The sequence below is a fragment of the Shewanella sp. SP2S2-6 genome, assembly GCF_031931965.1.
In the GTDB taxonomy this organism is placed as follows: Bacteria; Pseudomonadota; Gammaproteobacteria; order Enterobacterales; family Shewanellaceae; genus Shewanella; species Shewanella baltica.
Genome location: NZ_JAUOEQ010000006.1, coordinates 156059 through 169331 on the forward strand (window position 1 = coordinate 156059; position 13273 = coordinate 169331).

A 13273-nucleotide genomic window follows, 5' to 3' on the forward strand; every position below is an offset into this window, starting at 1 on the left:
ACCAATGACGTCGACTACTGGAGCTTAAACGATTAGCGTTCGTCCTCATGACTACAAAAAAGATATAAAAAAACAAAACCCCGTATAGCAATGCTACCACGGGGTTTTGTTTTTACTTAACTGTCACTTATCTTAATAATTAAAACAGCCTAACAATTAAGCATTTAATTTGGTCGGTATGAGAGGATTCGAACCTCCGCCCCCTGACACCCCATGACAGTGAACCGTTTAATCATAACCTGCTAAATTTAAACATAAATTATATAATTTTGCACGTTTTAATTACCCTAATAATTTATGTGCATTTACATGCAAATGCGAAATGTGCAGCCTGTGTATTCAATAGCTTACACTGTATTTGACCGTACAATTTGCACTATTTTTAGCACAAGCAAATCTAATCTATTTTTTTAAACGAATATTTCATGCTGAAAATATGAACAGCGAACGAATTATTTGCAGGCATACCTAGCCTGATGACTTTATTCAGGCCAACGTCGCTCCGACTTTATCTAGAAGCATAATAAAGTTTGATCAAAAACTAGATTGCTATGAAGAGCCGCAACACACTAGTTTGATAAATTATCCGTAAAAGAAACCATTCTTCTGAGTTGAATTTGGGCACAAGTATAAAACCTACTGAAACAGAGCTTTGTTAATTTCAATCACCGTTAACCCCCAACACCATTTGTACAAGACAGCGCACTACATGCAGCGCAACTCATATGATCACGATAATGTTGGTCGAAGAACTTAATCGTTCTGGCCTCTAAAGAATCATATAATTCTGGGGTTAAGGGCATTTTCCACTTATATTGCCCCATCAATTTAGCCAAATGTCGGTAACAGGTTTCTCGACGATTAGAAAGGTATTCTGGCGCGATAAGCTGACTCTCAAATTGAGTTAACGCCCCGGTTAAATAAAAGGTGATACCCTGTACTAACTCCTTTACCTGTAATGGTGTCGCCTCTAATTCCCCTTTTTCTACTGCTAGATTGAGCGAGTCAGTAAACCAGCCCCAGAACGCATTAATGCGCTTTTTAAAGCGTTCGACTTTTTCATCACTAGCAAGTTGCCATACCATGGTATTAACAGAAACAGAACGTAACGTTGCAAAGCTTTTGCTGCGTTTTATCGTTTCAAAGGTAAATAGAATTGGCAACAACACTCGTTCTTTAGCCGTTAATTCAGGATTTTTATTAATAAAGATTGGCAAGTGATTAGAGGTTGCACTTCTTAGGAACAGACAAACTAAAACGTCTTCTTTACGTTCAAAAAATTTGTACAAGGTGCCTGTAGAACAACCGACTTCTTTGGCCAGTTGAGAAAACTTAAAAGAGACGATGCCTTGCGACTCAATCAACAGCTCAGCTGCATCCAGTATTTGATTGCACCTTAAAATAGATAGTGTGTCAGAAGGACATTTCATGCACTAAACCCGAATAAAACGCTAAGTAAGCGTGAATTATGCGTTGTTAACTTATGCCTGTTATAGGGTAAGGATGACTAATCGGGATAAAGCTCACGCAAGTGAGCATTTTATTTATGTTCTTTGTGAGTTACCTCAAGCATACATTGCAACAACAAGTTTTTTTCATAGATTAAAATCCCTTCACTTACATTTTTGTTGCAAAAAACTTTCATTTTCAAAAAAGATTATTCTAGACAGAACTCACGAATAAGTTTGCCACTCCAAAAAAGCCGTGACTTAGTTCACCTTTAGCCTGCCCCATAGCCTCTATCTTGCTTGCATTCTGAAGTAGAGGGTGAACAACATGCATAATAGAAGAAACTTTTTAAAACTGGGTGCAGGTGCAGCTATTGGCGGTATTGCAGCCGCACTGCCAAGTGCAGCATCAGCTAACGAGTGCACATCAAACATAAAATGGGATGAAACACGCGATGTTATCGTCGTGGGTTCAGGTTTCGCGGGTTTATCTGCTTCACTCAATTCTAAACGCCAAGGTCTTGGTTCCGTACTTGTACTGGAAAAAATGCAAGTGATTGGCGGTAACTCTGCGATTAATGGCGGTTGGCTAGCCATTCCCAAAAATCCAATCCAATTAGCCCAAGGCATTCAAGATGATTCGCCAGAGGAACTGGTTAAAGATCAGATCATTTCTGGCCGCGGTATGCAAAATACTGACATGTTGCGCCAAATGGCTAATCGCGCACTGGATGCCTATGACCTGTGTATTAATGCAGGAGTAAAATTTCGCGAAGGATTTAACCAGCAAGTGGGTGGACATAATAAAGCACGAGCGATTCGTACCCAACACGGTGTGGGCGGCGATATCACCACTAAACTTTATGAAGTGGGTAAAAAAGAAGGAGTTGAATATCGTCTTCAACACTATGTTGAAGATTTCATAATGGATGGTCAGGAAATTATCGGCCTCAAAGTTCGCCAAAATTATCGTTTCCCCGATCTCAAAACCGGCAAAACAATCTATATCAAAGCTAACAAGGCCGTTATCCTTGCCCACGGTGGTTTTTCTCGAAATTTAAAACTGCGTGAGCTGGTTGATCCATCGCTTGATAAGACACTTGATTGCACCAATGCGCTAGGAGCGACTGGAGAAGTCACCCTTACAGCCATGGCACACGGTGCACTGCCTATACATATGAGCTTTATTCAAACTGGCCACTGGGGTTCGCCTGATGAAGGCGGCTTCGGTTGGTCAAATGCGTTACTGTCGATTGGTTTCCATAAGGGCATTTCCGTCAATGTTCTTGATGGTAAACGGTTTATGAATGAACGTGCCGACAGAAAAACTTGCTCTGACGCCATAATGAAAAACCGTAATGCAGATGGTTCCCCCGCTTATCCTGTCGTGTTTTTTAATCATGATGACCATGTTGGCGATGAACGCGTCACCCGTGCCGTGCGTGACCAAATTGCCTGGAAAGTCGATAGCCTAGAGCAATTAGCTAAGCAGTTTAATATCCCACTAAATGAGTTAAAACAAACCGTTACTGAGTACAACCAACAAGTACCTAAAGGTGTTGATCCACTCTTTGGCCGCATGATGGATACGGCTGTACAGCTAAAACCTCCCTTTATTGTCTCGCGGATCTGGCCAAAAGTGCATTACTGCATGGGAGGATTAAAAACCGATTTAGGTGCCCGTGTTATGCACAGTCAATCGTTAACGACAATTAAGAAACTGTATGCAGTTGGTGAAGCGACCGGTGGTACACATGGTGGAACACGTTTAAGTTCAACGGCATGCCTAGAGTGCTTGACGATGGGAATTATCGTATCTGAAACCATCAAATCTGACATGCAGGCTTAAATATTATGAATAAATTACTACTCACACTCCTTATTGGATTCGTATTTGCTGGCAATGTAAACGCCGGAGAGCTGGTAAAAATGAAAGGCAGTACTCAAGGCCGAGTAAATCATGAGTCTCTCTATCAAGAAGGCTGTAAAAGCTGTCACCAAGGTTCAGGTAAGCAAAATGCTACCGACGCTGCGTGCGTTGAATGTCACGGTGACATAACCAGTATCCCCGTTGACGAGAAAAAGCTACCGATCCCAGAGGCTCATCCGCACAAATCGTTGCACTACAACGAAGGTGCAAGCTGCTTAGCCTGCCACGCTGAACACGAAAAAAAGGCCCCAGTTTGTGCTGAATGCCACCGTACTTGGTTCAAAGAAATGTAAATTAATTATTAAAATTCAAATACTAAAATAAAAGGTAACGATGATGAAACAATCCACTCGGTTTATGCTGTCCATGGTTGCAACTGCAATGGCCATGTCGAGTTCAGCCGCTTTTGCTGCAGAACAACAAGAAGATGGTATTAACGTTGGCGGTGCAGTGCGTGTTAACTATGGTTATAAAGATTATGACAAAGCCTCAAAAGACAAAGGCGGCGATTTTAATTTTGATATGGCCGCAATTAAATTTGATGGTAAAAAAGGCGACTTCGGTTTAGCCGCAGAATACCGTTTTACTTCAGGCACTAACTATATCAAGTACGGTTATGGTTACTACAACATTGATCCAGACTGGCAACTGCAATTTGGTATCAACAAGGTACCCTTTGGTAATCGCGAGTTTATTTCTAACAGTTGGTGGTTTGGTCTACCTTACTACTTAGGTTTTGAGGATGATCATGATATCGGTCTTAAAGCCACCTACGAAAAAAATGGTTGGCATACTGATTTAGCCTTTTACAAAAATGCTGAATATGGTGCGACCGAGAACAAGCGTTATTCGACCGATTTGTATACCGGTACCATCAATGGCACTGAGTATCACAATGAAGAGACTAACCAGTTAAACGTGCGCCAAACTTATACAACAGAATACGAAGGCGGCTCGACTACCTTTGGTGGCTCTGTGCAGTATGGCCAAATCTACAACAGCGAGACGGGCAACAATGGCGATCGCTATGCCGTAGCATTGCATTTAGACAGCAGTTACAAAGGCTGGAACTTACAAATGCAAGCCATGCAATATGAATACGATGCTGCAGATGCTATCGACTCCAATAAAATTGGGGTGTCAGTAGTAAGCTGGCAGTATGAAATTGCCTCTAAGGGCCAAGCCTATAACATCAACATTGCCAAAACCGTAAACACAGATTGGGGTAGCATTAAGTTCTACAACGACTTTGGTTTAATGACGCCAGATGTTGATGATGATAGCTACGATAACAGTATGCAAAACGTCACTGGTATGGCGATTTCTGCAGGCCCTACCTACACAATGATCGACTTTGTTATGGGTAAAAATATGACCTTCTCTACCGCCAATAACGACCATGTTGGATTACCTGAAGTCGGTAATGATTGGGATAAACGCATTAACATCAACTTTGGCTATTATTTCTAACTCTCCATTCTAACTCTTGTTTGTAATAATCAAGTCGATCAGGACGTTCCTGCCGTTTTGATCGACCGTTCTTTTTATGCCCTATTTATTAGGGCATTTTTTATTTTTCAATGTGATTTAGCCAACCATGAAGCAACACACTTTACTCGCCTTATCCCTATTTTTTATTCCGTTTTCACCACTCTATGGAACAGAGTTACAAATGGGGGGATTTATTAAGGCAAACGCACGTTATGTTGAAGGTAATCTGAAGTTTCAAGACAGTTGGACAGGTGGAGGTTCTTTCGCTGATAACACTAAACGTACTCAATTCAGTGCGCAAGAAAGTCGCGTAAATATGACGATCACCTCAAATGAAGTTCAAGCCTTTGCTGAAATCGACTTTGTTGGCTCGGCGCAGGGGAATCCGATCATCTCCAATTCCTACAGCCCCCGCCTAAGGCACGCATTTATATCCTACCAAGGCGTAACGGCTGGGCAAACTTGGTCCACCTTAGTCAATACCAGCACCTTTGCTGAAACGGCCGATTTAGGCGGGCCATTAGTTGGTCAAGCCATGATAAGACAAGCGCTGGTACGTTATGACACAACCCATTGGCAGTTTGCCCTAGAAAACCCCTACACCTACGGAACTCAAGCACCAGAACAAGCAAGTGCACAAACTAAATTCGCCACAGCACTCACGTCAACAGAACCGCTATGGATTGATACCAACCATGATTATCTGCCAGACATGATCGTTCGTTACAACCAATCGGGTGACTGGGGTAATGTGTCGATATCAGGTTTACTAAGATATTTAGACTCCGCCGATACAGCCCAATGGGGTGGTGGTACATCAATAGCGGCAAAAATACATTCCATAGGGAAAGATGATCTTCGTATTCAATTGCACTATGGTCATTTAGGGCGCTATGTAGGAACCGATGCAGCTAGAGATATCACAGATGGGCAATTAGAAAATTCTTTATCCGTCATGTTCGCCTATAGGCACTTTTGGACCCAACACACACGTTCAAGTATCTTTTATGGGCACACATCCACAAAAGAAGAACAAACAGATCGCAGTCATTTTGGAGTTAACTTATTCACCAATTTAACCCAATCACTCACTTTAGGCGCTGAAATAGGTCGTTATCAAATGCAAGACAATATCACTTCTCTTGTGCCCACAGTATCCCAGCCCAGGGCAACTCAGGGAGCCTCCAACTATGCACAAGTCAGTCTGCAATTCCATTTCTAATGCTGGGGTCGCAGATAAGATTATTCGCGAGCAGAGTCACGAATAAGTTTGCCACTGAAAACATGACGTGATCCATTTCACCTTTGCGGTAGACCAATCTCTTTATTGTTAGTGACAGAACAATAATACCAACACAATACCGCCATTTTAAAAATTAAGACAATAGGATAGATAATGATGAAATTAAAAATGCTTTTTGGAATCGCCGCATTGGCATCAACAGCAGCTATGGCGCAAGGCCCACAATGTAACCATGCACAACTTCCATACCAACAAATGACACCGGTGCCAGCGGACAGTACTCCTTATGTCCCACAAGATACTATGCCTGAGCAATGTCGTAACCCAGAAATTGAAGCTTATATTACTGATTGGGAAGCAGGCAAAATCGATTTTAATACCATTAAACCCAACGACAGCATCGCCGCGGATCAACGTTTCTGTAAAACCTTGGATGATAATGGCAATGTCCTAGAAGCAAAAAACTGCGACCCTAAAAACTCTCCCGTTGGCTATATTTGGAAAGAATTGTCTGACAGCCCAGTTGTTATCGGTATTACTAATGGTGGCAAGTCAGATCATGAGCCGCACTTTCATGGCCAACCTGAGTGTTATTACGTCGTAAATGGCACAAGTAAAACATTAGCAAACAATAAATTCGAAACCCTAGCTAAAGGTCAATACTTCTACATACCTGGGGCTCATATCCACAACACGCCAATTTTAAACAAAGAGGGTTTAGGCGTGTTCTACTGGTATCCGAATAATGCTCATTTTGATGGTTTTAAATACTATTGGCGCAAAGATGTGAAAAACTTGAGAGTGGCTGAAGAAGCCTTTGATCGTGTTGATGCCATTCGTAAACGTGATCTTAACCTAGGCCCATACGGTACAAACGAAGCATTCTTTAAAAAATAAGCCAAATTGAAATAAACCACCTTCCTAAGAAGGTGGTTTAGCCGTCTTTGCTCCGCTTATATCGCCACGACCTCATCCTGCGAAGTAAAAATGGAGATATAACATTGGCGCATAAAGCAAAGATCAAAGGATCACAAAATCGATCTAGTGAAGTTGGTATATCCGAGCACACCAATTTTTTGAGATTCTGAGAAAGCAAGCAAAATAATCAATTACAATCAACACCATAGATAGCGTTCAAAATTATGAACGCCCCCTAAAAGCCCGCTAATAAAACAACAACCAAGCCCTCTAAAATCCTCATATGTAGTGAAGCACTGCGTGTCGCCGCCCCCGCAATCAACCGCGCCGGAAGGACCCGCGATGATAATGGTTCGCATCTGCAGCAAGTTGAGAGCGATTCTCATCATCATAAAGTGTCGCGTTCGGTTTCAATCAAACCGTGAGCATCGGCGAGACACAAAATCCGCCCATCTGAAAATCAAAATTCCTCATAATTGCACATGATCATCGCTCTATTCCTATCCATGCAGGATGACTAATATAGGTAAAGATAACGACTCTGGCACTCGGTTAAAATGAGCCTAGTCCTAGACAGAAGCAATTCACCTAAAACCGTCTAAAACCGTTTAAAACCTTGGCTTTTACCCTCTTCACCCCATTGCCAACATTTAACACCAAAGCAACAAATACACGCTATTGCATCCTTCCTTAGGGTTGATGCAATGACTCGTCTGTAGCCCTACTGCTGCTTGGGCTAGAGTGCTCCCAACTTTTTGAGGCTATCTAGGGATTATCTAGGCCGCATCGAAAAACGGTTGAACCATATTGGTGCAACACACTGAACAACACCCATTGAATAGAAACATATCAATAACAATTCAAATTAAGGCAGCATGAGCCTAAAAACGCGTTCAATCACCCAGAAACAGTGTGTCGATCATCCCAGTTTGCCTACTTTTCATAACCAAAAACGGCGAGCGGATAACGCCTTCGCAGGATGAGGCCGCGACCGAAACCGTGAGCCGAATAGGAGGTTCCATTTGGGCGCCATCAATTCACCCAAAACAGCCAAAAACCTCACCTTTTGCCCTACCCTTTACACCCCTCAAACGTTAACACAAAAGCAACAAAATCGAGTCGTTGCATCCTCCTCTAGGGTTGATGCAACGACTCGCCTGTAGCCCTACTGCTGCATGGGTTTGAGTGCTCCCAACTTTTTGAGGCTATCTAGGGATTATCTAGGCCGCAACGAAGTACTGTTGAACCCTAATGGCGTAATACCCCTATCGACATACAACATATCAGCAACAACTACGACTAAGAAAACGTGCGGAATTCTCACTCACCATCGTCGCACAACACGCCTATATAAGCCCTACCAATGCCGGCTTCATCCGCGGACATTAGCAAATGCCTGAACGACTAACGCACCTGCAGGTAAAGCTGCTGACAAAAACGTAAATATGCACATTGATGCGAGGTATCAGCCCTATCAATTCCCTTATCTCAACAAGCAATTAGCCAGCGTGAGATTAGCGACACACATGCAGATCAACACGGCAGGATCATAGGACCAAGTGGAACAACACTCTTAGATACCAGCCATGCTCGACCACCGCATTAGTGCATTACTGCATTACTGCCCACAGCTCATGATTTGTATTGGGATTGGATAAAGCTGACGACTAGGCATGACGCATAAGGTGCTCGGGTGATACGTCTGCAGGTGAAGAAAGTGGTCTAAGAACAGGTCAAACAGAACGCACGATGCAATTAGATCCGACAGGTAGCTTTAGCTCACTTCTGCCCCAAAACGTGTTTGAAATGGATATCTCTCGAGGTTTAGTCATTTGTATTTACCCTCAATAATCTAATATCACCTTCAATAGAGTGACCAAGTTCGCTATAGCACTACGCTTGTTTAATAGCTTCTTCTTTAAATTTGGGGTATATCGTTGCCCACTCATAAACTTATCTCCTATGCAAAAATCTTAGATGAAATTTGTCCATGAGACACTGGGCAGCCGTTGCCTTAATGAAACGATGAATCATATCAAATAAGACAGAGAGTGAGTAAAACCACTTTAATAGGGGGCTTTTACTGGATGATAATTCAGGTCATCGAATCATCTCTCTTTATTCGATTGAGACACTATTGATGCCGCAAAGCTCTTTGTTTCTTCGCTGAACTTGTCGCTTTTCAGTACATCACTAGCCTTTTTCTCCATCTCTTTGCTAGTCTGTTTCGATGGGTCTGCTTGAGCTAATGCCCCCGCTGCCATTGATTTCTTAATCTTAGATGCATTCGGATCATTAAGTGTTGCACCTGCTTGACTAGCTAGTTTCTTAGAAGTTTTCTTCTTGTTCATCAGTATTACCTCTTGTCGGATTAAGTCATTACTAGATATGGGGGATGTTTGTACGATTTCAACCACTAGAACAATTATTCGATGTAAAATTTGAGCAAAATATTCGTGACCAATGCATACCAATATTCATTGATACTCTGATGACTAAGGTGCATAATTCTAAGAAAAATAAAGGGATTTATAATTTAATGTCCGTAGTAACAATTAAGTCAGAAGAAGATTTCTTGGAGCTTGCCAAAAGCGTTTTGCTAGATGGTTGTTCTGATATAGAATCCGTCGTCTTTGATGGCTGGCCTAGTGTTGAGTTATACATTCAAGGCCCACGGTATGATCAATCTTTACCTATTTCAGCAATGGAAGGTTATGTAGGATTTCAACAAGAGTTGTATAGGCTCTATGGCGATTTAATCCATAGCACGTCAAGTCTTCAAAAGTTACGGTATAAAGACAAAGAAGATCTTGAATTAGTCTTTAAGATTGAGAAAGGCTCATCTGACACTAAAGCAGATGCGGCAGGTATGCTCAATCATTTTCTTGAAAAGCTAGATGTCGTTTTAGTTGGGATGGATAGCATGGAAAAAATACTACTTATTTTAGGCTTAGCAGGTTGTATCTCTGGAACTTGGATTTTTACCCAATTTATTAAGGGACGTACAGATAATGCTCAAATCAAAGAAAATCATGACACAATTCGAGCGTCAATTTCTGCTAATGAGAATTCAACCAAGGAAGCTTTAGCGGCACTAAAATACGTCTATGCATCGCATCCAAAAACGGGGGCTATGCACGAAAAGGTATCTGAGTATTCAGATCAGGCTTACAGAAATGTTTTGAAAAAAGTACCCGATGCTGATTTTGTTAGAGCGGGGCACTCAGAGTTTCGTGGAAATGAGATAACTGAATTCAGCAGAAGAACGAGATCACCTTCAAATGCACCTGTTTCTAGAGAAGCAGAGTTCTATATTGATGGTGTTGAGCGCTCTAGCGATAACATGTATTACTTAATTAAGACAACACGAGTAGAAGATGAGCAATCAGTAAGCATGAAAGCTTTTGCAGATGTAATCGGAGATGATTTATTTGATTTACTAAAAGCTTTAGGTGACGGGAACTCCGTTAAATTAGCTTATCAAGCTTCGATCAAAGGTGACAGTGAATATAATGCACAATTTAGCTATCTCATTAATGACGATGAGGAAAACGTAGGTTAACATTACATTTGACTAGTCTTGACACTTTTTCAATCTACAACGCTCGATGAACTTCATCGGGCGTTTTGTATTTTAAAGCCATATGTGATCTTCTTGGATTGTATGTTGCTACCGACTCGGCAGTCATTCTTTTCGCATCTTCAAGGTCATAGGGGTTGCTGATGAGATATTCGTTTTTGAGGATCCCATTTACGTGCTCCGCTAGTACATTTTGGGATAAAGAGGGCGGACTGAATTAGAGCTTTCGAATGAATGAAGATACTTTTTCTAATTCAGTCACCCTTTAATTCCTTCTTTCGTTCAACTCATTTCTGTCCAGAAGTGTGATGTCGAGTGGAGATTGTACAATTTAGCGCATACTGCTCACACAAGACATCTCAAAATCTCGCAATTCCCCAGACCTTTTCGAACGGAAATAATTAACACAAAAGAAACAAAAACACGTCATTGCATCCTCCTGTAGGGTTGATGCAACGATATGCCTGTAGCCCAACTGCTGCATGGGTTTGAGTGCTCCCAACTTTTTGAGGGGATCTAGGGATTATCTAGGCCGCATTGAAGTACTGTTGAACTCTAATGGTGTAAAACCCCTATCATCAAATAACATACCAGCAACAACTAAAACTAAGAAAACGTGCGGTATTCTCACTAGCCACCGTCACACAGCACGTCTATATCTGCCCTCTCAATGCCAGCTGCACCCACAAACATCAGCAAATGCTTGAACGACTAACGCACCTGCAGGTAAAGCAGCTGACAAAAACGTAAACATGCACATTGATGCGAGGTATCTGCCCTATCTATCCATCCATTATCTGAACAAGCGATTAGCCAGTATGAGATTAGCGGACACACCTGCAGGTAAACACACGGCAGGATCATAGGACCAGTACCGGCCATCATCGATCACCGGCATTAGTGCATTACTGCCCACGGCTCATTATGTGTATTGGGATTGGTTAAAGCTGACGACAGGACATGAAGCGTAATGTTATCGGGTGACACGTATGAAGGTGAAAATAGTAGTCTAAGAACAGGTCGAACTGAACACACGATTGAACTGGATTAGTGACTTAACCTGCCAATATTCAAATCACGATGCAAACAGATTCGACTGGCTGCTTTAGTTCACTTCTACCCCATTATGAGTTAGTGCGAACTCCCCATGACACCCGCACAACCCGCAACATAGACCGTGCAGGATAAAAACAAAAACAGTCGATGTGCGATCATGTTTCGAAACCTAACATTTGGTTAAGGGGCGGGGCTCGTCCCAGTGAACGAAGCGAGCGATTTGAACCACTAGTTAGGGGCCTGTACGCTTGGTTCGGAATGTAAAGTACATGGCTGCAAATGTTACTGGCCACCACGTAAAAATTAATATCAAGGCTTCTGCGATATGTACATTGCCTTGGCTGTGCTTTGTGAATATGAAGTCAGTTATTGATTGGAGCACGATGCCGCCATTCCAGAGGCGAGCCTTATGAGCAGGCCATGATAAAAAACGCCATAAATTTCCATGCGCTAAATCGTAAGAAAAGAAAGCAGCAACCAGTAATACTATTGTTGCCAATAAGCTGAACAGTAACAGTAAATTTATTCTTATCAGTGGCATATAGCAAAGGATCCTAACGCAAAGCACACTGGCGACGAGGCGCAGCGGCCGCAGGCCGCAAGTGATGCGTATTATTATGTTCCATTTACTAGGGCCGCTTTTGAACCCACATTATTAATTACCGATATCCGAGATAAGCCACCGACAAAACGATCAAATGCGGCTGGTTCCACCTTAAATGAGAATGAAGCTACAAAACATACCTTTTCTCGTGGATAACGGGTATCTCTGGATACAATTTGTATAGCCGCCAGTATGCGCCCAGAATTATCGGCGCAAGAGAACACAATATAGAAATGAGACAACTGATCACTCTCACCAGAGAAAAACCGAACGCTATCCTCTCGTTTCTTGGGAAAGCCAATTAGTTGAATGCAAAACTCTTGAAATTGGTCTTCATTAACGTAGCAATCGGCTATACCGGCAAATCCGCTACTTTCGCCTTTCACTCTTAGTTTCAGCAGATCATCTATTTCGGATAATCGCTCAAATTCCAAATATTCACTCATGACTGTCCTGAAACATAACGCTTTAAACAGCGGAAAACGCGAACGTTTTGGCGCAGCCAGTGAGCGGTTTTCCGATGATTTAACTTGTTAAATGCCATTTTTCTCGCGCTCAGCTTGTTTTTTGATTTTGGGCATTTGTATTTGTAGTAAAACAAATGCTGGCACTAATGGTACAAACGCTAGCCAAGATTGCATTTGAAAAGCCCAAAAGTAAATGAACCAACCTTGGCTAATAATTAAACCAGAAATTTTTAACCAGCGCGAGAAAAGCATAAGATCTCCCATGGCCGCTAGAAGTAACCCAAAGCAAAGCGCACCGAAGCCATACAACCAAAGGTTAAAGTTCAGAGATGAATTAATAGCCCCTACATCGATGGCAATTCCAAATAAAAATGGAACCAAAACCAAGATCATGGCGACAGTAGAAAAGCGATCATTACTCTGCTGCTTCTGATGAGCTTTATTTTTCTGTGCGAGTTTCTCTAATGTGTCCATGGCATTTAACGCTCGCCTAAACGGCGAGCAACTTGTTGCGAGTCCAGAGGCCGCGATGTTTA

At 42.1% G+C, this 13273-nt stretch carries 10 protein-coding genes and 1 pseudogene; 6 read left to right on the forward strand and 5 right to left on the reverse strand.

Annotated elements, in window-relative coordinates:
* Positions 1–671 precede the first annotated feature (671 nt).
* The gene (locus Q4Q57_RS07170; protein WP_012089428.1) at positions 672–1430 is read right to left on the reverse strand and encodes a TetR/AcrR family transcriptional regulator; all 759 of its coding nucleotides are present in this window, start codon (positions 1428–1430) and stop codon (positions 672–674) included.
* Between the two features lie 346 nt (positions 1431–1776).
* Between Q4Q57_RS07170 and Q4Q57_RS07175 the strand changes: the two genes are divergently transcribed.
* From Q4Q57_RS07175 to Q4Q57_RS07195, 5 genes are all read left to right on the forward strand, one after another.
* Positions 1777–3297, forward strand: coding sequence for a flavocytochrome c (locus tag Q4Q57_RS07175; protein ID WP_012089429.1), 1521 nt, complete (start codon positions 1777–1779; stop codon positions 3295–3297).
* A gap of 5 nt (positions 3298–3302) precedes the next feature.
* Positions 3303–3671 (forward strand): cytochrome c3 family protein, encoded by a 369-nt coding sequence (locus Q4Q57_RS07180; RefSeq protein ID WP_012089430.1) that lies wholly within the window; start codon positions 3303–3305, stop codon positions 3669–3671.
* A gap of 40 nt (positions 3672–3711) precedes the next feature.
* Entirely contained in the window at positions 3712–4848 is a 1137-nt protein-coding gene (locus Q4Q57_RS07185) for a hypothetical protein (protein WP_012089431.1), read from the forward strand.
* Positions 4849–4975: 127 nt separating this feature from the next.
* Positions 4976–6091 carry a hypothetical protein gene (locus Q4Q57_RS07190; RefSeq protein WP_311890393.1) on the forward strand — a complete coding sequence of 372 codons (1116 nt, stop codon included), beginning with the start codon at positions 4976–4978 and terminating at the stop codon, positions 6089–6091.
* A gap of 174 nt (positions 6092–6265) precedes the next feature.
* Entirely contained in the window at positions 6266–7009 is a 744-nt protein-coding gene (locus tag Q4Q57_RS07195) for a cupin (protein ID WP_028759672.1), read from the forward strand.
* A gap of 2129 nt (positions 7010–9138) precedes the next feature.
* Here Q4Q57_RS07195 and Q4Q57_RS07200 read toward each other — a convergent pair.
* Positions 9139–9381, reverse strand: a complete 243-nt coding sequence (locus tag Q4Q57_RS07200) for a hypothetical protein (RefSeq protein WP_311890398.1) — start codon at positions 9379–9381, stop codon at positions 9139–9141.
* A gap of 44 nt (positions 9382–9425) precedes the next feature.
* Here Q4Q57_RS07200 and Q4Q57_RS07205 point away from each other — a divergent pair, with 44 nt between their 5' ends.
* Positions 9426–10592 carry a hypothetical protein gene (locus Q4Q57_RS07205; protein ID WP_311890400.1) on the forward strand — a complete coding sequence of 389 codons (1167 nt, stop codon included), beginning with the start codon at positions 9426–9428 and terminating at the stop codon, positions 10590–10592.
* Between the two features lie 34 nt (positions 10593–10626).
* On the opposite strand, the pseudogene Q4Q57_RS07210 reads toward Q4Q57_RS07205, so the two are convergent.
* From Q4Q57_RS07210 to Q4Q57_RS07220, 3 genes and pseudogenes are all read right to left on the reverse strand, one after another.
* A pseudogene (locus tag Q4Q57_RS07210) lies at positions 10627–10806 on the reverse strand (integrase core domain-containing protein); the annotation flags it as partial.
* 1475 nt (positions 10807–12281) lie between these two features.
* Positions 12282–12716, reverse strand: a complete 435-nt coding sequence (locus Q4Q57_RS07215; RefSeq protein WP_311890402.1) for a hypothetical protein — start codon at positions 12714–12716, stop codon at positions 12282–12284.
* An 87-nt stretch (positions 12717–12803) separates the two neighbouring features.
* Positions 12804–13273: hypothetical protein (locus Q4Q57_RS07220; protein WP_311890404.1), on the reverse strand; the 470-nt coding region annotated here is incomplete at its 5' end.

What these genes read in the sequence shown, in the direction of transcription:
- Q4Q57_RS07170 (WP_012089428.1), bottom strand. Translation starts at nt 1,430, where the DNA reads ATGAAATGTCCTTCTGACACACTATCTATTTTAAGGTGCAATCAAATA.
- Q4Q57_RS07175 (WP_012089429.1), top strand. Translation starts at nt 1,777, where the DNA reads ATGCATAATAGAAGAAACTTTTTAAAACTGGGTGCAGGTGCAGCTATT.
- Q4Q57_RS07180 (WP_012089430.1), top strand. Translation starts at nt 3,303, where the DNA reads ATGAATAAATTACTACTCACACTCCTTATTGGATTCGTATTTGCTGGC.
- Q4Q57_RS07185 (WP_012089431.1), top strand. Translation starts at nt 3,712, where the DNA reads ATGATGAAACAATCCACTCGGTTTATGCTGTCCATGGTTGCAACTGCA.
- Q4Q57_RS07190 (WP_311890393.1), top strand. Translation starts at nt 4,976, where the DNA reads ATGAAGCAACACACTTTACTCGCCTTATCCCTATTTTTTATTCCGTTT.
- Q4Q57_RS07195 (WP_028759672.1), top strand. Translation starts at nt 6,266, where the DNA reads ATGATGAAATTAAAAATGCTTTTTGGAATCGCCGCATTGGCATCAACA.
- Q4Q57_RS07200 (WP_311890398.1), bottom strand. Translation starts at nt 9,381, where the DNA reads ATGAACAAGAAGAAAACTTCTAAGAAACTAGCTAGTCAAGCAGGTGCA.
- Q4Q57_RS07205 (WP_311890400.1), top strand. Translation starts at nt 9,426, where the DNA reads ATGTTTGTACGATTTCAACCACTAGAACAATTATTCGATGTAAAATTT.
- Q4Q57_RS07215 (WP_311890402.1), bottom strand. Translation starts at nt 12,716, where the DNA reads ATGAGTGAATATTTGGAATTTGAGCGATTATCCGAAATAGATGATCTG.